General features: G+C 72.4%; 22 protein-coding genes and 1 riboswitch. Of the genes, 15 read left to right on the plus strand and 7 right to left on the minus strand.

Features of this window, described 5'->3' with window-relative positions:
• Together ABZ794_RS32650 and cobN are read right to left on the minus strand one after the other, a co-directional pair.
• Nucleotides 1-1302, minus strand: a 1302-nt coding sequence (locus ABZ794_RS32650) for an ATP-binding protein (protein ID WP_357519256.1), incomplete at its 3' end; no start/stop codon positions are given.
• A complete protein-coding gene (gene cobN, locus ABZ794_RS32655; RefSeq protein ID WP_357519258.1) occupies nucleotides 1299-4967 on the minus strand; it encodes a cobaltochelatase subunit CobN in 3669 nt (1222 codons plus the stop codon). The genes ABZ794_RS32650 and cobN, both read right to left, overlap by 4 nt.
• Nucleotides 4968-5248: 281 nt before the next feature.
• Nucleotides 5249-5378, minus strand: a riboswitch (cobalamin riboswitch).
• Nucleotides 5379-5719: 341 nt separating this feature from the next.
• Here cobN and ABZ794_RS32660 point away from each other — a divergent pair.
• Entirely contained in the window at nucleotides 5720-6436 is a 717-nt protein-coding gene (locus tag ABZ794_RS32660; protein WP_210786345.1) for an MBL fold metallo-hydrolase, read from the plus strand.
• A gap of 7 nt (nucleotides 6437-6443) precedes the next feature.
• On the opposite strand, the gene ABZ794_RS32665 is transcribed toward ABZ794_RS32660, so the two are convergent.
• Nucleotides 6444-6779 (minus strand): hypothetical protein, encoded by a 336-nt coding sequence (locus ABZ794_RS32665; protein ID WP_124771482.1) that lies wholly within the window; start codon nucleotides 6777-6779, stop codon nucleotides 6444-6446.
• Nucleotides 6780-6907: 128 nt separating this feature from the next.
• Between ABZ794_RS32665 and ABZ794_RS32670 the strand changes: the two genes are divergently transcribed.
• From ABZ794_RS32670 to ileS, 5 genes are all read left to right on the plus strand, one after another.
• Nucleotides 6908-7489, plus strand: coding sequence for an RNA polymerase sigma factor (locus tag ABZ794_RS32670; protein WP_210786344.1), 582 nt, complete (start codon nucleotides 6908-6910; stop codon nucleotides 7487-7489).
• A complete protein-coding gene (locus tag ABZ794_RS32675; protein WP_210786343.1) occupies nucleotides 7482-8201 on the plus strand; it encodes a hypothetical protein in 720 nt (239 codons plus the stop codon). Before ABZ794_RS32670 ends, ABZ794_RS32675 begins: the two co-directional genes overlap by 8 nt.
• Before the next feature lie 89 nt (nucleotides 8202-8290).
• Nucleotides 8291-8776, plus strand: a complete 486-nt coding sequence (locus ABZ794_RS32680) for a hypothetical protein (protein WP_357519262.1) — start codon at nucleotides 8291-8293, stop codon at nucleotides 8774-8776.
• 36 nt (nucleotides 8777-8812) lie between these two features.
• Nucleotides 8813-9472, plus strand: a complete 660-nt coding sequence (locus ABZ794_RS32685; RefSeq protein WP_357519264.1) for a hypothetical protein — start codon at nucleotides 8813-8815, stop codon at nucleotides 9470-9472.
• A gap of 279 nt (nucleotides 9473-9751) precedes the next feature.
• On the plus strand, nucleotides 9752-12898 hold the full coding sequence (ileS, locus tag ABZ794_RS32690) for an isoleucine--tRNA ligase (protein WP_308194361.1): 3147 nt from the start codon (nucleotides 9752-9754) through the stop codon (nucleotides 12896-12898).
• A gap of 75 nt (nucleotides 12899-12973) precedes the next feature.
• On the opposite strand, the gene ABZ794_RS32695 is transcribed toward ileS, so the two are convergent.
• Entirely contained in the window at nucleotides 12974-14236 is a 1263-nt protein-coding gene (locus tag ABZ794_RS32695) for an MFS transporter (RefSeq protein WP_238688810.1), read from the minus strand.
• A 160-nt stretch (nucleotides 14237-14396) separates the two neighbouring features.
• On the opposite strand from ABZ794_RS32695, the gene ABZ794_RS32700 reads away from it, so the two are divergent.
• Together ABZ794_RS32700 and ABZ794_RS32705 are read left to right on the plus strand one after the other, a co-directional pair.
• Complete coding sequence (locus ABZ794_RS32700; RefSeq protein ID WP_210786340.1) at nucleotides 14397-15386, plus strand: LacI family DNA-binding transcriptional regulator; 990 nt, start codon at nucleotides 14397-14399, stop codon at nucleotides 15384-15386.
• Between the two features lie 91 nt (nucleotides 15387-15477).
• Entirely contained in the window at nucleotides 15478-16185 is a 708-nt protein-coding gene (locus tag ABZ794_RS32705) for a phospholipase (protein WP_210786339.1), read from the plus strand.
• A 32-nt stretch (nucleotides 16186-16217) separates the two neighbouring features.
• Here the strand turns inward: ABZ794_RS32705 and ABZ794_RS32710 are convergent, their stop codons facing one another.
• Both ABZ794_RS32710 and ABZ794_RS32715 read right to left on the minus strand, forming a co-directional pair.
• Nucleotides 16218-17342 (minus strand): FUSC family protein, encoded by a 1125-nt coding sequence (locus tag ABZ794_RS32710; RefSeq protein ID WP_210786338.1) that lies wholly within the window; start codon nucleotides 17340-17342, stop codon nucleotides 16218-16220.
• Between the two features lie 293 nt (nucleotides 17343-17635).
• Complete coding sequence (locus tag ABZ794_RS32715) at nucleotides 17636-18133, minus strand: TetR/AcrR family transcriptional regulator (RefSeq protein WP_357519268.1); 498 nt, start codon at nucleotides 18131-18133, stop codon at nucleotides 17636-17638.
• A gap of 22 nt (nucleotides 18134-18155) precedes the next feature.
• Between ABZ794_RS32715 and ABZ794_RS32720 the strand changes: the two genes are divergently transcribed.
• Nucleotides 18156-18389, plus strand: coding sequence for a hypothetical protein (locus ABZ794_RS32720; protein ID WP_238688808.1), 234 nt, complete (start codon nucleotides 18156-18158; stop codon nucleotides 18387-18389).
• Nucleotides 18356-18682, plus strand: coding sequence for an FAD-dependent monooxygenase (locus ABZ794_RS32725; RefSeq protein ID WP_357519270.1), 327 nt, complete (start codon nucleotides 18356-18358; stop codon nucleotides 18680-18682). Before ABZ794_RS32720 ends, ABZ794_RS32725 begins: the two co-directional genes overlap by 34 nt.
• Here ABZ794_RS32725 and ABZ794_RS32730 read toward each other — a convergent pair.
• Nucleotides 18652-19116 carry an NUDIX domain-containing protein gene (locus ABZ794_RS32730; protein WP_238688806.1) on the minus strand — a complete coding sequence of 155 codons (465 nt, stop codon included), beginning with the start codon at nucleotides 19114-19116 and terminating at the stop codon, nucleotides 18652-18654. The two genes, ABZ794_RS32725 and ABZ794_RS32730, sit on opposite strands and share 31 nt — an antisense overlap.
• A gap of 170 nt (nucleotides 19117-19286) precedes the next feature.
• Between ABZ794_RS32730 and ABZ794_RS32735 the strand changes: the two genes are divergently transcribed.
• The 5 genes from ABZ794_RS32735 (at nucleotide 19287) to ABZ794_RS32755 (ending at nucleotide 23097) form a co-directional block, all read left to right on the plus strand.
• The gene (locus ABZ794_RS32735) at nucleotides 19287-20069 is read left to right on the plus strand and encodes a DUF3153 domain-containing protein (protein ID WP_357519273.1); all 783 of its coding nucleotides are present in this window, start codon (nucleotides 19287-19289) and stop codon (nucleotides 20067-20069) included.
• 112 nt (nucleotides 20070-20181) lie between these two features.
• Nucleotides 20182-20517, plus strand: a complete 336-nt coding sequence (locus ABZ794_RS32740) for a hypothetical protein (protein ID WP_210787143.1) — start codon at nucleotides 20182-20184, stop codon at nucleotides 20515-20517.
• Between the two features lie 11 nt (nucleotides 20518-20528).
• Complete coding sequence (locus ABZ794_RS32745; protein ID WP_357519275.1) at nucleotides 20529-21137, plus strand: glycine zipper family protein; 609 nt, start codon at nucleotides 20529-20531, stop codon at nucleotides 21135-21137.
• Nucleotides 21134-21832, plus strand: coding sequence for a carboxypeptidase regulatory-like domain-containing protein (locus ABZ794_RS32750; protein ID WP_357519277.1), 699 nt, complete (start codon nucleotides 21134-21136; stop codon nucleotides 21830-21832). The genes ABZ794_RS32745 and ABZ794_RS32750 overlap by 4 nt, the downstream gene beginning before the upstream one ends.
• Nucleotides 21833-21855: 23 nt before the next feature.
• Nucleotides 21856-23097: a phage tail sheath subtilisin-like domain-containing protein gene (locus ABZ794_RS32755; protein ID WP_210787154.1), complete on the plus strand. Its 1242-nt coding sequence runs from the start codon at nucleotides 21856-21858 to the stop codon at nucleotides 23095-23097.
• Nucleotide 23098 lies beyond the last annotated feature (1 nt).

Raw genomic sequence — 23098 nt, forward strand, 5'->3', positions numbered from 1 at the left:
CGGCTGGCGCGGCGGCCAGCCGTCGGTGCCGTCGGTGCGCCCGTCGGGGCCAGCGCCGTTCCGCGCCGCCGAGTGCCCGGCCGTCCCGGGTTCACAGTGGTCGACGCCGTCGCCGCCCTGCGGTCCGCCACCACTCGGGCCGCCCTCGTCTGGGCCGCCTCCGTTCGGACCGCCCCCGTTCGGGCCGCCGCCACCGGCCGGGCCGCCGCCCTGCGGGCCGCCGCCGTCCGGGCCACCGCCCTGCGGGCCACTGTCGTCCGGGCCGGCGTCGTCCGGGTCGTCGGGGTGGGCGTCCTGGGCGCGCTGCAACGCCTCGTCGAGGCGCTTCTCGTCCAACCCCGGGGTGTCGAACGGGTCGCGGCGGCGACGGTGCGGCAGCGCCAGCCGGGCCGCCACCCGGACGTCGTCGATGGTGACCCGGTCCCGGCCGTGCCAGGCGGCGTGGGCGAGGGCGGTCCGGGCGGTGACGATGTCGGCCCGCATCCCGTCCACGTCGAACGCCGCACACACCTCGGCGATCTGCCGCAACGCGGCGTCCGGCAGTCGTACCCCGGGAAGTCGGCGGCGGGCGGCGGCCACCTGGCCGGCGATCTCCGCGTCGGCGTCGGCCCAGCGGGCGGCGAAGCCGACCGGGTCCGCGTCGGCGGCCAGCCGGCGACGGACCACCTCGACCCGGATCTCCGGGTCCCGGCTGGCGCCCACCTCCACTGTGAGCCCGAACCGGTCGAGCAGCTGCGGGCGCAGCTCCCCCTCCTCCGGGTTCATCGTGCCGACCAGCAGGAACCGGGCCGCGTGGCTGACCGAGACGCCCTCCCGCTCGACGTGGCTGCGGCCCATCGCCGCCGCGTCGAGCAGCAGGTCGACTAGGTGGTCGTGCAGCAGGTTGACCTCGTCGACGTAGAGCACACCCCGGTGCGCGGCGGCGAGCAGGCCCGGCTCGAAGGCGCGTACGCCCTCGCCGATCGCCTTCTCCAGATCCAGCGCGCCGACCACCCGGTCCTCGGCGGCGCCCACCGGCAGCTCGACGAGGCGGGCCGGGCGGGTCTCGGCGTCGGCGTCGGCCGGGTGCGGGCCGTCCGGGCAGGCCGGGTCGGGCTCGGCCGGGTCACAGCCGAAACGGCAGCCGGCCACCCGGCGCACCGGGGGCAGCAGCGCGGCGAGAGCCCGCACGGCGGTGGACTTGGCGGTCCCCTTCTCACCCCGGACCAGCACCCCGCCGATCGCCGGGGAGACCGCGTTGAGCAGCAACGCCAGCCGCATGTCGGCCATGCCGAGTACCGCGCTGAACGGGTAGATCGTCATGCCCGGTCCTCCAGATCGCCCTCACTGGCCAGGTACGTGTCGCGCAGCCGGTCGAGGGTGGCCGGCTCCGGTTTGGCCCACAGCCCCCGGTCGGCGGCCTCCAACAGCCGCTCGGTGATGCCACGCAACGCCCACGGGTTGGACTTCTCCAGGAACTCCCGGGTGGTCTCGTCGAAGAGGTACGCGGCGGCCAGGTGCTCGTACATCCAGTCGTCGACCACACCGGCGGTGGCGTCGTAGCCGAACAGGTAGTCCACTGTGGCCGCCAGCTCGAACGCGCCCTTGTAGCCGTGCCGGCGCATCGCGGCGATCCACCTCGGGTTTACCACCCGGGCCCGGAACACCCGCCGGGTCTCCTCACCCAGCGTGCGGGTACGCACGTCGTGCGGCATCGCCGAGTCACCCACGTACGCCTGCGGTGACGTGCCGGTGAGGTGGCGGACCATCGCCACCATCCCGCCGTGGTACTGGAAGTAGTCGTCGGAGTCGACGATGTCGTGCTCGCGGGTGTCCTGGTTCTTCACCGCCACCGCGATCCGGGCGAACGAGCGCTCCATGTCGGCGCGCGCCTCCCGCCCGTCCAGGCCCCGGCCGTACGCGTAGCCGCCCCACACCGCGTACACCTCGGCCAGGTCGGCGTCGCTGCGCCAGGTCCGGGCGTCGATCAGGGGCAGCAGCCCGGCGCCGTACGCGCCGGGTTTGGAGCCGAAGATCCGGGCGGTGGCCCGCCGCTCGTCGCCGTGCTCGGCGAGGTCGGCGGCGACGTGCGCCCGCAGGTAGTTCTCCTCGTCCGGCTCGTTCAGGGCGGCGACCCGCCGGACGGCGTCGTCGAGCAACGCCACCACGTGTGGGAACGCGTCGCGGAAGAAGCCGGAGATGCGCACTGTGACGTCGATGCGGGGCCGGCCCAGCTCGGCGGTCGGCACCACCTCGATGCCGGTGACCCGCCGGGACCGGTCGTCCCAGACGGGCCGGCAGCCCAGCAGCGCGAGCACCTCGGCGATGTCGTCGCCCTGGGTCCGCATCGCGCTGGTGCCCCAGACGGTCAACCCCACCGAGCGGGGGTACACCCCGGTGTCGGCGAGGTGCCGGGCCAGCAGCGAGTCGGCGAGGGCCACCCCGACGTCCCAGGCGTTGCGGCTGGGGATGGCCTTCGGGTCGACGGAGTAGAAGTTGCGGCCGGTGGGCAGCACGTTGACCAGGCCCCGGGTGGGTGAGCCGGACGGGCCGGGCGGCACGAACCTGCCGTCCAGCGCCCCGAGGGTGTTTGTCAGCTCGTCGGTGGTCCGGTCCAGTCGGGGTACCAGTTCGGTGGCGGCGAAGTGCAGCACCGCGGCGACGTCCGGGACCGACCGACCGGTCACCTCCGTCACCACCGCGTCAACAGTGTCAACGGCCCAGTCCAGGGTCTCCATGCCGACGACCAGCCGCCGCGCGAGGGCCTCGATGAGGTCGATCGCGTCGGCGGCGGTGCCGGCCGGCCCGTCCACCACGTCGGTCAGCGCGGCGGGCAGCGCCAGTCGCTGTCCCGGCGACGCGAGCAGCTCCTGCTCGTCGAGGGAGTACGCGACGGCGAGGGCCTGTCGCAGGCCGGGCAGGGCCCGGGCGCCGCCCCAGATCTGCGGGGCGCGCAGCACCGCGAGGACCAGGTTGACCCTGGGCTCGCCGGTGGGAGCGTCGGCGAGGATGTGCAGCCCGTCGCGGATCTGCACGTCCTTGACCTCGCACAGGTACCCGTCGAGGTGCAGCACGAAGTCGTCGAAGTCGTCCGCGTCGGGCATCGCCTCGGCGTGCAGGTCGTGGTGCAGCTCGGCGGCGCGCACCAGGTCCCAGATCTGGGCCCGCACGGTGGGCACCTTGGCCGGGTCGAGGGCCTGCACCGTCGCGTACTCGTCGAGCAGTTGTTCCAGTTTGGCCAGGTCGCCGTAGGTCTCGGCGCGGGCCATCGGCGGGACCAGGTGGTCGACGACAACGGCGTGCGCCCGCCGCTTGGCCTGGGTGCCCTCGCCGGGGTCGTTGACGATGAACGGGTACACCAGCGGCAGGTCGCCCAGGACCGCGTCGGGCGCGCAGTCCGCGGCCAGGCCGAGGCCCTTGCCGGGCAGCCACTCCAGGGTGCCGTGCTTGCCCAGGTGCACCACGGCGTCCGCGCCGAAGCCGCCGTCCGCGGCGGGCGCTGTCAACCAGCGGTACGCGGCCAGGTAGTGGTGGCTGGGCGGCAGGTCCGGGTCGTGGTAGATGGCGATCGGGTTCTCCCCGAAGCCGCGGGGCGGCTGGATCAGCAGCACCACGTTGCCGAAGCGCAGCCCGGCGAGCACGATGTCGCCGCCCTCGGTGTACAGCTCGCCCGGCGGCTCACCCCAGTGCTCCCGCATCCGCTCGCGCAGCTCGGCCGGGACCTGGTCGAACCAACGCCGGTACGTCGGCCCGGGTATCCGGGCCTCGGCGGCGGCCAACTGCTCCGGGGTGAGCCACTCCACGTCGTGACCACCGGCGGCGATCAGCGAGTGGATCAGCGCGTCGCCGTCGTCGGGCGGTGGCGCGTCACCCAGGTCGTAGCCGGCCTCGGCCAGCGCGGCGAACAGCCGGACCGCCGAGGCCGGGGTGTCCAACCCGACGGCGTTACCGACCCGCGAGTGCTTGGTGGGGTAGGAGCTGAGCACCACGGCGACCCGCTTGTCGGCGTGCGGCACGTACCGCAGCCGGGCGTGGCGCACCGCGATCCCGGCGACCCGGGCGGCCCGCTCAGGATCGGCGGCGTAGACCGAGAGCCCGTCGGCGTCGATCTGCTTGAACGAGAACGGCACCGACACGATCCGGCCGTCGAACTCGGGGATGGCCACCTGCATGGCGGCGTCCAGCGGGGACAGGCCGGCGTCGCTGTCGGCCCACTGCGCGCGGGTGCTGGTGAGGCAGAGCGCCTGGATGACCGGCACGTCCAGGGCGGCCAGGGCCCCGACGTCCCAGGCGTCCTCGTCGCCGCCACCGGAGGCGTCCGCGGCGACCGCACCGCCGGCCGCCAGCACCGTGACCAGCAGCGCGTCACAGCGGGCGAAGAGCCCGAGTGGGCCGGCGCCCGCGGTCAGCCCGCGCAGCGAGCCGCAGAAGATCGGCAGCGGGTTGCCGCCGGCTTTGTGGACCGCGTCCGCGAGCACGTCGACGAAGTCGGTGTTGCCGGCGAGGGCGTGCGCCCGGTAGAAGACGATCCCCACAGTGGGCCGATTCGGGTCGGCGGGGTGTTCGCCGTGCACGCCGTACGCCGGGGTGGGCGTGGGTGCGGCGAACCCCTCGCCGGTGAGCAGCACCGTGTCGGAGAGGAACCGGGCCAGCTGCCCCAGGTTGTCCGGGCCGCCCTCCACCAGGTACGCCAGCGACTGGGTGACGACCCCGGACGGCACTGTGGAGGTGGCCATCAGCTCCGCGTCGGGCAGCGCCTCACCGCCAAGCACTACCGTCGGCACGCCGGTGGCGAGCACCGCGGCGAGACCGTCCGGCCACGCCTGCCGACCGCCGAGCAGGCGTACGACGACGAGGGCGACCCCGTCGAGCAGGGCGGGCACCTCCTCGGCGGTGACTCGGGCGGGGTTGGCCAACCGGTAGTCGGCACCGCTGGCGCGGGCGGCCAGCAGGTCGGTGTCGGCGGTGGACAGCAGCAGGATGCGCACGGCAGGCTCCGGAAAGTGACGCCCTGGGCCCTCACGGGGGGCGACCGGGGCGATGCGGGTGGGTACGGCGTCAGCCGGTACGACGGCCCGAGCGAACGGCGCCCCGACGCATGCGTCGGGGCCGGTCGGCGCCGGGCGATCAGCTCAGCGGTGCCGGTGGCCGGTGTCCTTGGAATGCACTGCCTGCAGCGCGATACGACGGTAATCGTCGGTGAATGAGACGCCGTGCGTCATCGGGTCCTCCTCGGGTGTCCACGCCCTGGGGTACGTCCCGACGGCCGAAGTATCCTGGCTTCCGGATCGACGCTCTCCCCCGGCCTTCCAACCGCAGACACACGGCCGTGACTCACGAGGGGGGATCGCTCCCCGGTGACAGTGGCGGGACCGCGTCGGATTCGCACCGACTTCCTTCACTGCCGTCAGGCCGCGAATGCTGCCACACCGCCGCGCCGCCGGTCAACGCCGGTCCGGCCCCGCCAGACGGGCGGCACTTATCGAGCTTCAACGATTGGTGCGGGCGCGGCTCCGCGCGACGCAATGCCCCAGATCAATGCCCGACGCCCTTTGCTCTGCTTACCTATGCGCACCGGGCACGGAGGGTCACCGGTGCAGATAGGCAAGCAGAGCAAAGGATGGCCGGACGAGCTCTGACCTGCGCCGACCCTCCGGCAGGGCGGTGCCGGCCGACACCCTCACGTAGGATCGGCGAACGCCACACCAGTGTCCGCGATCAATCTCGGAGGTCGATCACCATGATCGCCCCGCAGTTCCACCACCTTGCGGGCCGGGTCTGGCTCTGTCCGGGCGATCCCGACCCGGAGGCGGTCCAGGCCGGCGTCGCCGTCGTCGTCGACGAACGCGGCAGTGTGATGATCGACGCCGGGCAGAGCCCCGCGCACGCCCGCGAGATCCAGGCCGCGCTGGTCGCCGCCGGGCTTCCGGAGCCGCGCTGGCTGGTCTACACCCATCATCACTGGGACCACGTGTGGGGCGCCTGCGCCTGGCCCGGGGTGGAGATCGTCGGGCACGAGACAGCGGTGTCGCTGCTGCGCGCCGAGGCCGCCCGGCCGTGGAGCCACCGCTACCTGCAAGAGCAGGTACGTGCCGATCCGCGCCTGCGCCCGAGCTTTCAAGCCCGCGCACGCGCGATGGCGTCCTGGGAAGACTTCGCCATCCTGCCGCCAACTCGGACTTTCGCCGACGTGGACGAGCTGCCGGTCGGGGTTCGGCTACGCCACGTCGGCGGCGGGCACGCACCGGATTCGGCAGTGGTGCTGGTGCCCGACTCGGGGGTGATGCTGCTGGGCGACTGCTTCTACCCGCCGCCGGCGCACCTGCGCCGGCCGGAGGACGGCCTCGACGTCGACCTGGTCCGGCGACTGCTCGACAGCACCTACCACTGGTACGTCTCGAGCCACGCCGAGCCGATGACGCGTGAGCAGGTCGGCTCAACCCTCGATGCTGCCTGACCCAGCCTCAGCGGGCGTGGCGTTCCGGGTGGGCCCGGCTCCAGGTCCGCATCCGTTCCGGGTAGCCGGTGCGCGCCGCCTCGTACAGCGGCACCGCGTGCTTGCGGGCGATGGCCCCGGCCGCGCGGGGCGTTCCGGTACGGCGGCGGATCCACTCGCCGTCGTGGGCGATCGCCATCACCGTGGTGTCCGTCGCGGTCGTCTCCGGTTCCAGGTAGAACTCCACCCCGCGCCGGGTGGCGACGAACGCCTCCAGCGCCGCGAGGTCGTCGCGGGTCGCCTCCCGGTCCAGCTTCGTCGGGGTCGCCTCGGCACCCCGTGACCGGCGGTTGAACCAGCTCATGCCCCGCCCCTCTCCTCGACGTCCCTCCAGTGCAGCACCGGTTCCTGGCAATACGCTGCGCGCCGGATGGGAGAGAGCTGACCTACCTCGGGAAAGCCGGGTGGAACCCGCGGCGGGTGGGCGGTGTCATGAGTGTGATCCGAACGGAGGCTTCCCTGGACGACGAGGCGCTCGTCACCCGCGCTCGGGCAGGTGACCTGGAGGCGTACAACCTCCTGGTCGCCCGGCACACCGCGTCCGCGTACCGGACCGCGGTGCTGCTCGGCGCGGGCTCGGACTCCGAGGACGTGATCCAGGAGGCGTTCGTGAAGGCGTACCGGAAGCTGTCCCGTTACCGGGGTGACGCGTCCTTCCGGTCGTGGCTGCTCGCGATCGTCGCGAACGAGACCCGCAACCTGCACCGCTCTCGTGGCCGGCGCGACGGGCTCGTCCTGCGGGCGGCGGCAGCGGACCCGACGTCCGAGGTCGCCGGGGACGACGCGGTCGGCGCGGTCCTCGCCGGGGAGCGCCGGGCGTCGCTGGTGCAGGCCCTGCGACAACTGCCGGTACGGGACCGTGAGGTGATCGTCTGCCGGTTCTTCCTCGATCTCACCGAGGAGGAGACGGTGGCGGCTCTGGGCTGGCCCCGGGGCACTGTGAAGTCGCGTACGTCCCGGGCGCTGGCGAAGCTACGCGGCCTGCTCGACCGTGCGGAGGTCCGGCATGGGTGACCTCGAACGGGAACTGCGCCACCTGTCCGCCTGGCTGGACACCCCCGAGCCGCCCGATGTGACCGCCCGCGTCCGCGTACGACTCGGCACGCCCGCGCCCCGGCGGCGCCGGTGGCGGTCGCTCGCCGCGGTGGCGCTCGTCGCCCTGCTGGTGGCGCTGTTGCCGCCGACGCGGGCGGCGATCGCTGACGTCGTCACGGGGCTGCTGCGCTTCGCCGGGGTCAGCATCGCCACCTCGACCGCCCCGACGCCGCCCGGCGGCACCGCGTCGCCGTTGCCCGGGCAGCGGACCGTCGTCCTGGACGAGGCGCAACGGGCGGTGCGGTTTCCGATCCGCCTGCCGGCGATGCTGGGCACGCCCGAACAGGTGCTGGTCGCCGACCCGGACGCCACGGGCCGGTACCGGGTGGCGACGCTGCTCTACGACGGGGGCGCGCTGCGCGTCGACGCGTTCGACGGTCGCCTCGACCTGGCCTTCCACAAGGAGGTCACCCCGCCGGGCGCGAACTGGGTCCAGGTCAACGGCGACTTCGCCGTCTGGGTCGACGGCCCACACGCGTTGTCCTACGTGGACCGGGCGGGCGGGATCCGCCGGGAGACCGCCCGACTTGCCGGCTCGACCCTGATCTGGCAGGACAACGACGTGAGCTACCGGCTTGAGGGCACCCTCACCAAGGCCGAGGCGATCGAGATCGCCCGCTCACTGGGCTAGGAACCCGGCGGGCCTGGGCGGTGTCGGAAAGGTGCGACGAGTCGTCGACGCGTACCGGAAGGGGCGAGATGGTTTCCTGGGGCAGGTTGATGCTGGCATCCTCGATGGTCCTGCTGGCGGGGTGCACCATCACAACCAGCGGGGCGGCGCCGACGGCGGGTGCGGCCACCACGGCGGGCACCGCGACCGCCTGCGCGGCACGGGTCGAGACGGGGTCCCTGCCGGACTGGGCGGACGCCGGATTCAGCGGGGACGCGCGGGTTCCGCACGTCTTCGGCGCGAAGGGTGACATCGTGGCGGTGCTGTTCGCCCATCCGCTGCGGCAGGTCCGGACGGATGGCTCGAACAACAAGATCCTCTGGGTGGCCCGCGCCGCCACGACCTCGCCCGCCCCGACCGCGCCCGCAACCTTGGTGATCACCGCGAGGCTGGACGGCACGGACACCCGGGTGATCCGGGAGGTCCCCGGCGGCCCCGGTCCGTCGATCATCGATCTGCCCGAGGCCGGCTGCTGGCGCCTCGACCTGCGCTGGTCCGGGCACGCCGACACGATGGACCTGGTCTACGCCCCCTGACAGCACCTCGGGCCGCCTAGGCTGCCGATCCTGCCCATGGACGCGAGGGCGACGGCGGCCCGCAACAACGCCGAATGGTGCGACATCGTCTGCGGCAGCCAAGGGCTGGTTGGCCGTACCGACGCCGACGCCTGGTCGGTCCCCCACCGTTCGCCACAGTGGTACCCGGACGCGGTCACAGTGCGGCCGGGCGTCGACGCCGAGGCCGTTCTGGCCCGCATCGACGCGGGGCCCGGCGCGTCGGTGAAGGACAGCTTCGCCGACCTCGACCTGTCCGGGTACGGGTTCCGGGTGCTCTTCGACGCCCAGTGGATCCACCGGCCAGCGTCGGCACCGCCTGTGGACACGCCGCTGACCCCGGTCACCACACCCGACGAGTTGGTGGCCTGGGCGGCGGCCCACGGCGGCGGGGAGCTGTTCCGCCCCGCGCTCCTGGCCGACCCCCGCGTACGGGTGCTCGCTCGCCATGACGACCGGGGTGTGATCACTGGCGGAGCGGTGCTCAGCGGCGACGGCCCGTACGGCGTCTCCAACCTGTTCACCCGCACCGACAGCTCCCGGGGCATTTGGCGCGCGGTGTGTGCCACCGCGCCGAACGCGCCACTGGTCGGCTACGAAACCACCAGGGACCTGACGCCGGCGCTCGCCGCCGGCTTCACCACCACCGGCTCTCTCCGCGTCTGGCTGCACGCCTAGCGCTCCGGCCACTGGCCGCGCGCACGGACAGCTATGCTGGGCGGCATCGGCACCGATCCGGCCATCACCGGGGAGCCTCCGGAAGAACGGGCAGTTCGACAGCCCCAGTAGAACCGGACGTAACGGCACGTCACGTCGCGTAATTGAGCGGCGCCTGCACCGTCGAGGCGCAAGCGGGGTGGTACCGCGGAGTCCTGGCCATACGCCCGGCGCTTCGTCCCCGCGTGGGCAGTGAGCTGATGCCCCTGCGAGCGGACGTGAAGTGTAGGGAGAACGTCGGTGCCGGACGGTCCGTCGAAGTCACCATTCGTGCCACTGCCCACCAAGATCGACCTTGGTGGGATGGACCGTGCGGTCATCGAGTGGTGGCAGGCCAACAACGTGTTCGACCGGAGTCTGGAGCAGACGGCCGACGGTCCGCCGTGGGTGTTCTACGAGGGTCCGCCGACCGCCAACGGCACGCCGGGCACCCACCACATCGAGGCGAGGGTCTTCAAGGACCTCTTTCCCCGGTACCGGACGATGCGGGGCTTCTCGGTGCCGCGCCGTGCCGGGTGGGACTGCCACGGCCTGCCCGTTGAGCTCGCGGTGGAGAAGGAACTGGGGCTCGGCGGCAAGCCGGACATCGAGAGGATGGGCGTCGCGGAGTTCAACGCCCGGTGCCGCACCTCGGTGCTGCGGCACGTGGACGAGTTCGTCCAGCTCAGCGAGCGGATGGGTTACTGGATCGACCTGGAGCATCCGTACCAGACCATGTCCCCGGAGTACGTGGACAGCGTCTGGTGGTCGCTGAAGCAGATCCACGATGGCGGGCGTCTGGCGGAGGACTTCCGGGTCGCGCCATACTGCACCCGCGACGGCACGACCCTGTCCGACCACGAGGTGGCGCAGGGGTACGAGACCGTCACCGACCCCTCCGTGTACGTGCGGTTTCCGTTGCGCGGGGAAGTAGCCGGACACAGCGGTGTCGACCTGCTGATCTGGACCACCACCCCGTGGACCCTGGTGTCCAACACCGCCGTCGCCGTACATCCCGCTGTGACGTACGCCCTCGCCCGCACCGGGCAGGGCACGTTCGTCGTCGCCGAACCGCTGACCCAGCGGGTCCTCGGCGACGAGGCGGAGATCCTGGCGACCGTACCGGGGTCGGCCCTGGAGGGTTTGCGGTACGAGCGGCCGTTCGACCTGGTGGACATCCCGGACGCGCACCGGGTGGTCCTCGCGGAGTACGTCACGACCGAGGACGGCACCGGCCTGGTGCACCAGGCGCCGGCCTTCGGCGCCGATGACCTCGCCGTCTGCCGCGCGTACGGGTTGCCGCTGGTGAACCCGGTCGCCCCGAACGGACGGTTCAACGACGGCATCGACCTGGTCGGTGGCGTGTTCTTCAAGGACGCGGACGCGCTGCTCATCGACCGCCTGAAGAAGTCTGGTCGGTTGTTCCGGCACGAACCGTTCGAGCACCCCTACCCGCATTGCTGGCGGTGCCACACCCCGCTGATGTACTACGCGCAGCCGTCCTGGTACATCCGGACGACCGAGGTCCGCGACGAGCTGACGCGGGAGAACGAGAACACCAACTGGTTCCCGGAGCACATCAAACACGGCCGCTACGGCGACTGGTTGAAGAACAACATCGACTGGGCGGTGTCCCGCTCCCGGTACTGGGGCACCCCGCTGCCGCTGTGGCGATGCCCGGACAACCACGTGACAGCTGTTGGTTCCCGGACGGAACTCGGGGAGTTGGCCGGCGCCGACCTGTCCGAGCTGGATCCGCACCGCCCGTACGTCGACGAGATCACCTTCGCCTGCCCGGACTGCGGCCAGGTCGCCAGTCGGGTCCCCGAGGTGATCGACGCCTGGTACGACTCCGGGGCGATGCCGTTCGCCTCGTTGGGCTACCCCCACGTGCCGGGCAGCAAGGAGATCTTCGAGCGCACCTACCCGGCCCAGTACATCTGCGAGGCGATTGATCAGACGCGGGGGTGGTTCTACACGCTGATGGCGGTGGGCACGCTGGTCTTCGACCGGTCCCCGTACGAGAACGTCGTCTGCCTCGGGCACATCCTGGCCGAGGACGGCCGCAAGATGAGCAAACACCTGGGCAACATCCTGCTGCCGATCCCGTTGATGGACACACACGGCGCCGACGCGGTGCGCTGGTTCATGGCCTGCTCCGGCTCACCGTGGTCGCCGCGCCGGATCGGGCCCGGCCCACTCGACGAGATCGTCCGCAAGGTGTTGATGACCTACTGGAACACTGCGGCGTTCTTCTCCCTCTACGCGGCGAACTCGACGTGGGCGCCGCACCTGGCGCAGCCGGTCGCCCAGCGACCGGTGTTGGACCGGTGGATCGTCGGCGAGGTCCACGCCCTCGCGGCCGCCGTCGACGAACGGATGCAGAACTACGACACGGCGCGCGCCGGCCGACTGCTCGCCGACTTCATCGACGACCTGTCGAACTGGTACGTACGGCGGTCGCGGCAGCGTTTCTGGGAGGGCGACCCCGACGCCCTCACCACCCTGTACGAGTGCCTCGACATCCTCACGCGGTTACTGGCGCCGTTCATTCCCTTCGTCACGGAGGAGGTGTGGCAGCAGGTCGTCCGGCGCGGTGCCGAGTCGGCTGCGGAGTCGGTGCACCTGGCGACCTGGCCCACACCCGACACCGCGTTGATCAGCACGGAGTTGTCGGCCCAGGTGGCCACGGCGCGGGCGTTGGCCGAGGCGGGCCGGTCCGCGCGTAAGGCGAGCAGTCTGCGGATCCGTCAGCCGTTGAGTCGGGCGCTCGTGGGGCTGCCGGCCGGCACCGTTCTCCCGCAGGCGTTGCTCGACGACATCGGCGACGAGTTGAACGTGAAGGTCCTCCAGCCGCTCGATGCCCAGAGCGGGGTCATCGACGTGCAGGTCAAAGCGAACTTCCGGACCCTGGGCCGCCGGTTCGGCAACCGCACCCAGCACGTCGCGAAGGCGATCGCCGCCGTGGCTCCCCGGGACCTGGTCGACGGTGTCCGGGCGAACGGGACGTACCCACTGTCGGTCGACGGTGCGCAGGTCGAGGTGGGCCTGGACGACATCCTGATCACGGAGGTTCCGCGCACCGGTTGGGTGGTGGAGTCCCAGCGCGGCGCGACGATCGCGTTGGACACCGAGATCACCCCCGAGCTGGCAGCCGAGGGCGTCGCACGCGACGCCGTCCGCATCATCCAGCAGGCCCGCCGCGACGCCGACTTCGAGGTCTCCGACCGGATCACGGTGTCGATCGCCGCCCCCGCGGACGTCGCGGCGGCGATCTCCACGCATCAGAAGCTCATCGCGCACGAGACCCTCGCGCTCCAACTGACGGTCACGGACGCGTTGTCGGAGGGGTTCTCCGGCGCGGTTGGCGACGGTCAGGAAATTCTGGTGCACGTCGTGCGGGCCTGAGATGGCGGACCGTGACCAGTGCGGGTGCGCGGCACAGTCGGCCGCGCACCCGATACCGCCCGGCGGCGAGGTGGGTTAGTTCTTCACTACCGACGGAGCAGTTTCAGCGGAGGGCGGCGGGCGCAGCACCGGCACCAGCAACAGGGTCGGCAGCAGGAGCAACGGCACCGCCAGCAGCGCGCGTAGGGTGCCGACCTCGTCGCCGACCAGCCCCAGCAGCGGCGGGCCACCGAGGAACGCGGTGTAGCCGATCACCGCGACCACGCTCACCCGCACCGCCGCGTGCGCCTCGTCGTCGGCCGCCGCGCTCATCCCGACCGGGAAGCCCAGCGACGCGCCCAGGCCCCACAGCGCGACGCCGATGACGGCCACCGGCCCGGAGCCCGCCAGCACGGCCAGGCCGGCGCCGACCACGGCGAGTCCGATGGTGCCGCTGAGCACCGGCACCCGACCCCACCGGTCCAGCGCGATGGTGCCGACGGTGCGTCCAACGGTCATGCCCACCACGAAGACCGCGAAGACCGCCGCGCCCGCGGCCTCGCTCAGGTCCCGCCCATCGATGAACGCGACGGCCAACCAGTCGTTGGCGGCACCCTCGGTGAACGCCGCCACCAGCACGAACAGCCCGATCAGCAGGGTGCGCGGCTCCCGCCAGGCGGCGAGTTGCGCCCGGCGACGGGCGGCCGGGGTGGCGTCCGCCGGGTCGCCGGTGTGATCGCTGCCCACTGGCAGGAACGTCCGGGCGGCGAGCGCGGTGCCGGTCAACACGACAACCGCCACCGCGACGAGGTGCGCGCCGACCGACACGTCGAACCGCGCCGCTCCGGCGCCGAGCGCCGCTCCGGCCACCGAACCGAGGCTCCACCCGGCGTGGAACCGGGGCATGATCGTACGGCCCAGCCGCCGTTCCACCGCCGCGCCCTCGACGTTCATCGCCACGTCGCAGGCGCCGGAGCCGTAGCCGAGGGCGACCAGTCCGAGCGAGACGATGGCGAACGACCCGGTCATCGTGGCGCCCAGCCCCGCCACGGTCAGGCCGACGGCGACCAGCACGGTGGCCATCGTGACGGTGCGGGCCGCACCGAACCGCTGGGCGAGCAGGCCGGAGGTGGGCATGGCGAGCAGCGCGCCGACGCTCATCGCCAGCAGCAGCAACCCGAGTCGGCCGGCGGAGAGGTCCAACGCCTCCCGGACCGCCGGGACGCGGGAGAACCAGCTGCCGACGGCCAGCCCGTTGAGGGTGAAGGTGACAGCGACGCCGTTGCGGGCGAGTCGCACCGTCCGCAGGGTCGGCGATGCGGTGTCCGGGGCTACGGGTGGACTGGTGGGGGCGCTCACGAGGGTGGGTCCTCTTTCTCGGGGTGATCTCCTGGGACGATCGCACACCTGAGAGCGCTACCACCACAACCGGGAACCGCCCCTTACCGCTGCTGGTCCGGCCGGGGCATGATGTGAGCTGGCGTTGGTCCGACCGGACGGGCCGCCGCAGGAGGCGACGATGACGACAGCGGCACACCGAGCGGCCACTCTCGAGGACGTGGCCCGGGTCGCCGGGGTGTCCCGGTCCACGGCGTCGCGGGTGATCGCCGGCACGGGGTTCGCCTCGCCGGCCGCCCGGAAACAGGTCACGGCAGCCGTCGACCAGCTCGGCTACGTGCCCAACCCGGCCGCCCGGGCGCTGGTCCGCGGCGGCGGCGTACGCCTGGTGGTGGCCGTTCTGGGCACCAGCGCCGCGGTGCTGGACGACCCGTACGTGCACCAGGTGGTCGGCGCGGCCGCCCGGGTGTGCACGCCCGCCGGTGTCGGGGTGGCGCTGTACTGGCTGCCGTTCGGCGACCCCCGCAGCCTCGACCAACTCGACGGGGATCGCAGCGTGTGCGGGGTGATCCTGGTCAACACCACCGAGGAACTGCTGGCGGCGGTGCCCCGGTCGCTGCGCGGTCGGGTGGTCTCGATCGGCGTCGGCTCGGCGACAGTGCCGTCGTTCGACGTCGACAACGCCGCCGGCTCCGAGGAGGTGCTGCGCCATCTGTACGCCTCGGGTCGCCGCCGGATCGCCATGGTGACCGGCCCCCGGTGGCTGCCCTGCGCGCAACGCCCGGTGCAGACGTACCGCCGACTGATGGCCGAGGCCGGCCTACCGGAGCGGATACTGCCCGGAGACTTCCGGGCGGCGCGCGGCCGGACGGCGGCCGGCGAGGCGCTGCGCCGCTGGCCGGACATCGACGCGATCTACGCGATCAGCGACGACACCGCGCTCGGGGTGATCGCGGGCCTTCGGGACGCCGGTGCGCGGGTGCCCGGCGACGTCGCGGTGGCCGGCTTCGACGACATTCCGTTGGCCGGGATGACCGCCCCGGCGCTGACCACGGCGAGTCATCCGGTGGGGCGGATCGCCGTCGCCGCGGCCACCGCCCTGCTGGACGGGCGCCCGGCGGCTCCGGTGACCCTCTTCCCGTCCGCCCTGGTGGCGCGGGCCAGCGCCTGAGTCGACGCTCGGTCGAGCACGCTGACGGTTAAGCGCGTACGGGCCGGGTAACCGCGTCGGACCTTTCGTCCAGCGTGAGGAGCGCCGACCCGTGTCCGACTCCGCGCCGTCGCGCTGGGACCCGGCGCCGAGCCCTCGGGACGGCCGGTTGAGCGCCCGCCGCCACCCGCCGGTGGCGCCGGGCCGCACCGGGCTGGTGCCGATGACCGGCCCCGACGGTGACCGGCTGGCCCTGGGGTACGCCCCGGAGCCGGCGACCGACGGTTCGGCGTACCGGTTGGTGCTGCTCCTGCACGGTGCGGGCGGTTCGGCGCGGCAGGGACTGGACCTGCTGTTGCCGGTCGCGGACGCGCAGCACCTGCTGCTGGTCGCCCCGGACTCGTCGGCGGCCAGTTGGGACCTGATCGCCGGCGGCTTCGGGGCGGACGTGGGGCGCATCGACGGGCTGTTGGCGACCGTCTTCGACACCTACCCGGTGGCCGACGTGACTGTCGGCGGCTTCTCCGACGGCGCCTCGTACGCGCTGTCGCTGGGTCTGGCGAACGGGGATCTGGTCGACGCGGTGCTGGCCTTCTCTCCCGGTTTCGCCGCGCCACCGGTCACCCACGGCCGGCCACGGATCTTCATCTCGCACGGTGTCGACGACCGGGTGCTGCCCATCGACGTGTGCAGCCGCCGTCTCGTCCCCCACCTGCACGACCTCGGCTACGACGTGACCTACCAGGAGTTCCCCGGCGGCCACGACATCCCCGCCCCGATCCGCCATTCCGCCATCGCCTGGCTCACCGCCCATCCTTGAAGGCCAGGGAACCGCCGCTGATCGTGCGGACGTCAGACCGGCGGGAGGCCGAGGGCGTCGTCGACGCGGGCGAGGACGGCGGCGTCGTCCTCCGGGTTGACGCCGCGCAGCAGGTCGATGGCCGTGGCCCGGACCTGACCGATGATCATCGCTAGGGGCAGGGTCTGTGTGGGACCGAAGAGCTGCCCGGCGGCGTGCACCGCGGCCAACGCCGACTCGTCGGCCCGGGTGGCGTGCCGGTCGGCGGTCTCCTCCTGCCCGTTGAGGTCGGCGGCGAGGGCGGCACCGGCCTGACGGACCGCCTCGGCCAGTGACCGCAGGGCCGCGCCCAGCTCGGGCGACGCCGGGGTGTGCAGCCGGCTCAGGGTCACGCCCGCTCGGGCCAGCACCCGGACGTTGCGTACCGCGTAGTCGATCTGCCGGATCGACTCGTCCACCGAGCGCAGCCGGCCGATGTGCCGACGTCGCCGGACGTTGAGCCGCAACGCCTCGCCGGCGGCCAGCACACCGTCGCGCAGCCCGTCCACCCGGGCGTCCATCCCCCGCGCCTGACGCAGCGCGGCGACCGCCGCCGGCTCGTCGCGGTCGTCCAGCGCGTCGGCGATCCCGCCGAGCAGCCCGGCCAACTCGTCGAAGGTCCGCCGCACCTCGGCGACCAGCGGGGCCAGCGGATGCCGGGCGTCGACCAGCAGGCTGACCGCGAGGGCGACCGCGCCGCCGACCAGCGCGTCGACGAAGCGGAACGGCACCAACGAGCCGTCCGGTGGTGCGACCACCACCAGGTAGAGCGCGGAGACCGCCGCCTGCACCAGTGTCACGCCGGTGGCACCGAAGGCCACCGCGAGGAGGACGGTGAGCAGGATGACGGTGAACACCGTCCAGGTGCTGCCCGGGCCGAGCGCCTGCACCACCAGGTCCGCGACGAGCACCCCGGCGGCGACCCCGAGGATGACCTCGACGGCCCGGCGGATGCGCTGCCCCCGGGCCTGCCCGAGGACGATCAGCGCGGCGGCCGGCGCGAAGAAGGGCTGCGGGTGCCCGAGCAACCGGGTGGCCAGCAGCCAGGCCACGGTCGCCGCGACGGTCGCCTCCAGCACCGGCCGCCAGCCGTGCCGCAACCGCCCGCCGGCCGTCCGCAGGCCGCTGAACCGCACCATCGCCCAACCTCTCCCACCCACGCCGGCCGGCCCGCCGCACCGGACGCGCCGGCCCGACGCCAAGCCGCCAGCTCACCACACCGCCACGAGCGCACGCCGGCACACCGCCAGAAGCGCGACACCACGCCGCCAACGCACCGCAGCATGCCGTCCGCTCCCCCTTTGGAGCTGATGCCGTAGACGAATCAGACGCGATGTCGTAAACGATTCAGCTCCAAAGGGCCGGCCCACGGCACCATGCCGGCGGCGCACGGCATCCGGGGCGATCGTCTCCCATCACGCGTCGGACCTGATCACCGGGCTGCTCCACGCCCCAACTCGGCGTGCCCGCGCGCAGTCAGGCTCAGGTCGGCGCGGCTGGCCGCGGTGCCGGGCTGCGGGGCGCTGAGCGCGCCCGCGCCGGCCAGTCGGTCGAAGAGCAGCCCGTCCACGAACGCCACGAACTGGTCGCCCTGCCGATCGGGGTCGGCGGCCCCGGCCCGGGTCAGCAGGTCCCGGGCCTGCACCCGCAGGCCGGTGCCGTGTTGCAGAATGCCGCGCAGCTCGGGCCGGTGCACCGCCTCCAGCAGGCAGGCGTAGCGGGCGAGGCTCCGGCTGCGTCCGGTGCTCAACCAGCGGTCGAGCACCTCGGCGACACCGGCGGCGAGCGCGTCAAGGTCGCCGCCGTCGAGCCGGGGGGGCAGTCCGACGACCGCCTCGATCAGCGCCTGTCGGGTCCTCAGGTACGCGGAGGTGGTGCCCGGCGGCATTCCGGCGCGGCCGTCGACCGCCCGGTGGGTCAGGGCTCGCATGCCACCGCCGGCGATCAGTTCGATGGCCGCGTCGGTCAGCGACGCGATCCGGTTCGCCCTCGCCGTCATTGGCGCCCCCGACGAGCTGACGGCAGTGCGGGAGCGCTTCGGCGACTGGCACGACCCGATTCCGGAGCTTCTCGCGGCAACCCCACCCGACGTCGTGTTGCGCAATGACATCCACTACCTGGCCGAGCCGCTGCCCTCGTACTGCGGGGCCGGGTGGCGCTGCTCGGTGACGCCGCCCACCCGATGACACCCAACCTCGGGCCGGGTGCCGGGCAGGCCATCGAGGACGCGGTGGTGCTCGGCGCGGTCTGCGCCGGCGGCGCCGAGAAAGTGCCCGCCGCCCTGGCCGCGTACGACGAGCAGCGTCGACCACGCAGTCAGTCCGTTGCCCGGGCCTCCTACGTCGCCGGGCGGTTCGGACAGCAGCTGCACAACCCGATTGCCTTCGCGATGCGGAACATCGCGTTGCGGCTCACCCCGGGCCGGGTCGCCCTGCGCAGCATGGCCCGTTACGCGGACTGGCGACCGCCGGCGGGCTGAGCCGGCCCAGCGATCCGGCCGGTGACCAGGGCGGCGTACTCCGCCGAGGCGAGGAACTCGGTCAACACCTCCACGGTGCCCGGCGTCCACAAACGACCGTCGAGCACCTCCGCACCGGGGACGAAGAGCATCGCCGCGCCCTCGCCGAGCACCACGTCCTCCTGCCGGGCCGTGGTGCTGCCGAGGAAGTAGTGCTTCACCCGGGCCAACTCGGGCAGCGTTTGCACGGCGACCGGGCGCAGTGGCCCGTCGGCCCGCAGGCCGGTCTCCTCCAACAACTCCCGCTCGGCGGTCTGCTCCGGCGTCTCCCCCGGCTCGCCGTGGCCGCCGGGCAGCCCCCACACGTTCGGGTGGTGCGTCGCGTCGCCGTCGCGCAGTTGCAACAGCAGCCGCCCGTCGGGATCCACCAGCAGGACGCACGCGACAATTCTCATCCGACCAGACTAGGGCCGACGAGGAACCGTCGTGGCCCCAAAGCTCCAGAATAGTCATTCGGGTCGCCGTCGGGGCTAATCAAAGGCGACAGTGCGCCGGTACAATCGGCGACTTCGTTGTGACCGATCGCTGACTGCTGATGGTGAAAGCGATCACACACACTGAGCCCATGAACAGGAGAGTCAACCGCGGTAGGGCACTCCGCGTCGCGGTGTGCCTCCTTCTTCTCGCCGCGCTGAGCGGCTGCATGCAACTCAACATGGGGTTGACCGTCAACGCCGACGACACGGTCGACGGGCAACTCCTGCTGACGGCTCAGAAGTCCGTGCTGAGCGGCCGTAACAAGAACCTCCCGGTCGCCTTCGCCGAGTTGCGGCAGAACATCCCCGCCCTACCGGCGGGTGAGGAAACCCTTTATCAGGACGACACTTTCTACGGCTCCCAGATCAGTTACCGCAAGGCACCGCTGGCCGGTTTCGACACCGAGAGCGTGAAACTGGTCAGGGACGGCGACCTCTACCGCTTCACGCTGCCGCTCGATCCCAAGAAATATGGCGGAAAGGTTGCGGAGCAGAATCCGCAGAACCAACAGGCGTTCCTCAAGCTCATGTCGTTCGAGATCTCGGTGACATTCCCCGGCCGGGTGATCGACAGCAATGGCACCGTCAACGGCCGCTCGGTCAGTTGGAAGGTCGATCCCAACCAGGAGAAGCCAGCCGAGCTGCGAGCCGTGGCCGAGGCGCCACCACGACCGTCCACCTCGCCGGTTGCCGCCGGCGAGGAGGACGACGGCGGATTCCCCTGGCTGCTCGTCGTCGGCGGTGTCCTCCTCCTGCTGCTGGTCGCCGCGGTGGGCGTACTCCTGGTTCGCCGCCGTCACCCCGCGGCGCCGGCTGCGCCCGGTCCGACCCCGCCGCCGGGCCCGCCCGCCGGCGCCCCGGGGCCCGGCTGATCCATCTGGTGGCCGGCTCAGCCGGCCACGCCCGGCCCCGGTGCTCCCCGCAGGGGCACCGGACCTCACCACCACCACATCCCGGTCGCACCATCGCAGAAGGGGGATCGTCATGAACGATCTCTTCACCTGGGCAGCCCTGGGGACCATCGCCGGCGCGAGCGCCGCCACCCTGCTGGCCACCAACGTCATCGGCGGGCTGATCGGCCCGAGCGGCGACAAACTCCGCAAGTGGATCGCCATCGCCATCGCGCTGCTGCTGTCCTACCTGACAGCGGCGTTCGCCGACGACGCCGGCGCCGAGAAGTGGATCATCGCGTTCTTCAACGCGCTGGTCATCTTCTCGGCCGCGCTCGGCGTCAACCAGTTCCCGCCCGGCAACCGACAGGCGACGCCGACCCAGGTCGCGAGCGGTCGTGAGCCCCGAGTCTTCCGTTCCTGGGTCTGAGGGGTGTCGTCATGGTTTTCGGAATTCTCAGCGCAGCCATCCAGGTCGGCTTCGCCGCCCTGCTCGGCTTCCTCGCCGGTGGCTCGATCGGGCTGCTGATCGGCGCCGTCGTGGGCCTGGTGGTCGGCGCGGTCTTCGGCTGGTCGGTGGCCTCCGCCGGGGTGTACGGCTCGGACGCCCGCGGCATCTTCCTCTTCGTCGTCGACCACACCTGGAGTCTGCTCAACACTGTCGTCGGCGCCATCTACCTGACCGTGCACCTGGTCTTCGGGCACTCACTGGACCGGCCCACGTCACTGAACAGCGGTCGGGTCAGCGTGGTGGAGGGGGTCTCGCCCCGGTACGCCACCACCATCGGCACCGTCTGCGCCGGCTCCAGCTCCGGCATCCAACGGCACGAGGACGTGCACATCTTCCAGGGTCGCCTGCTCGGGCCGCTCTACATCCCCCTCGTCCTGGCCAACTACGTCCTGTTCACCATCGCGCCGGTGTGGCTGCTCTACCACGACCACACCAACGCGCCGATCAACCGCTTCACCCGGTACTTCGAGATCGGCGTCTACCCGCACGTGTGGAACGAGGCCATCGCGTACCGGATCCAGGGGACGCCGCCGCGATGACCACCCACGGGCGGGGACCGATCGAGACCGCCACCGCCGAGCTGGCCGCCTGGGTGACCAGCGCGGCGGGGGAACCGGTCCCGATCGGCCCGCCCCGCGCGTGCGACGACGCCGACGGGCTCACCCTCTGGCCGATGGAGCTGCGCCCGGCCCGGCAGACCCGCTCCAGCGGCGCGGTCCGCGAACCGTACCGGTTCACTGTCCGCCACCTGCTCTGCGTCACCGGTCCGGCCGGGTTGCCCCGGCTGGACCGGGTGCTCACCGCCGCGACCAGCGACGGCAGTTACCCGGTCGTGCTGGAGGCCGGTGATCCACCACTGTGGACGGCGTTCGGTACGGCGCCCCGACCGGCGCTGCTGATCGACGTGGCGGCGCAGGTGGACCACCCGACTCCGGCCGCGCCGCCGGTGCTGCAACCGCTGCGGTTGCGGCAACTCGACGTGCGCAGCCTCGGGGGTCGGGTGGTCGGCCCCCAGGAGCAGCCACTGGCCGCGATGCGGGTCGAACTGCCCGCCACCGGGTCCGCCACCCGCACCGACACCGAGGGCCGGTTCCTGATCGTCGGCGTCCCGCACGACCCCGAGCACCCGAGCCCGGTCCGGCTGCGGCTGACCGGACGCGGGCTCGTCCTCACCGCCGACGTCGACCCGGCCGAGGACGACATCGTCATCGTCTGCGCGCCACCGACCCACTGACACCCACAGGCACAGGAGGACCGATGCCCAGTTACTTCTCCCCCGGCATCTATGTCGAGGAGGTCCCCAGCGGCGCCCGACCGATCGGGCCGGCGAGCACCAGCATCGCCGCGTTCGTCGGCGTCGCCCCGGACCGCTCCGCGCACCTGGGCAAGGCGGTGCCGGTCAACAACTGGACGGAGTTCCTGCGGCTCTTCGCCGGTGGGGAGCGGGTGGAGAGCACCCCGCTGGCCCGGGCGGTCTTCGGCTTCCTGGACAACGGGGGCGCCCGCTGCTGGGTGGTCAACGTCGGCGAGGGCGGCGCGATCACCGGCACCGGGCAGCGGCGTGGCGGTCTGCAGCTGCTGGAGGCCGTCGACGAGATCTCCATCATCGCCGCGCCCGGCTTCCACGACGTGGTGTCCCACGAGGCGCTGCTCAGCATGGCCGAGCGCACCCGCACCATGGTGGCGATCTGCGACCCGGCACCGGACATCGACGACATCTCCGCGTTGACCCGGGTGGCCACGCCGTCCTCCGGCAAGCCCCCCAAGCCCGCCGAGGGTACGGCCGGCGGCGGCGCGGCCCAGCCGGGTGGCTCCGGCGGCCACGAGGGGGCCGCCTACCGGCCGCGACAGTCCGAGTTCGGCGCGTTCTACTACCCCTGGCTACGGGTGCGCGACCCGATCAGCGGCGAGTTGGAACTCACCCCGCCGAGCGGACACCTGGCCGGCATCTGGGCCCGAACCGACGCCCTGCGCGGGGTGCACAAGGCACCGGCCAACGAACCGGTGCGCGGCGCCGTCGACCTGGGCTACCTGGTCACCCGACCGGAACACGACGTGCTCAACCCCAAGGGTGTCAACGTGATCCGTTACTTCGCCGGCGAGGGCATCCGCGTCTGGGGCGCCCGTACGCTCGCCGCCGAGGCCAGCGAGTGGCGCTACCTCAACGTCCGACGCCTCAGCATCGCCATCGAGCAGGCCATCGCCAACGGCACCCGATGGATGGTGTTCGAGCCCAACGACTTCACCCTGTGGCGCTCGATCCGGCGCGACATCGGGGCTTTCCTCACCCGGGTCTGGCGCGACGGCGCGCTGCTGGGGCGCAGCCCCGAGGAGGCGTTCTTCGTCAAGTGCGACGAGGAGACCAACCCGCCGGACGTCCGCGACGCGGGCATGGTGATCGCCCACATCGGCATCGCGGTCGTCAAGCCCGCCGAATTCGTGGTGTTCAAGCTGAGCCAGTGGGCCGGCGGCACCGAGACCGAGACGATCGGAGGCTGAC

The sequence above is a fragment of the Micromonospora sp. NPDC047187 genome (genome assembly GCF_040643355.1).
Lineage (GTDB): Bacteria > Actinomycetota > Actinomycetes > Mycobacteriales > Micromonosporaceae > Micromonospora > Micromonospora salmantinae.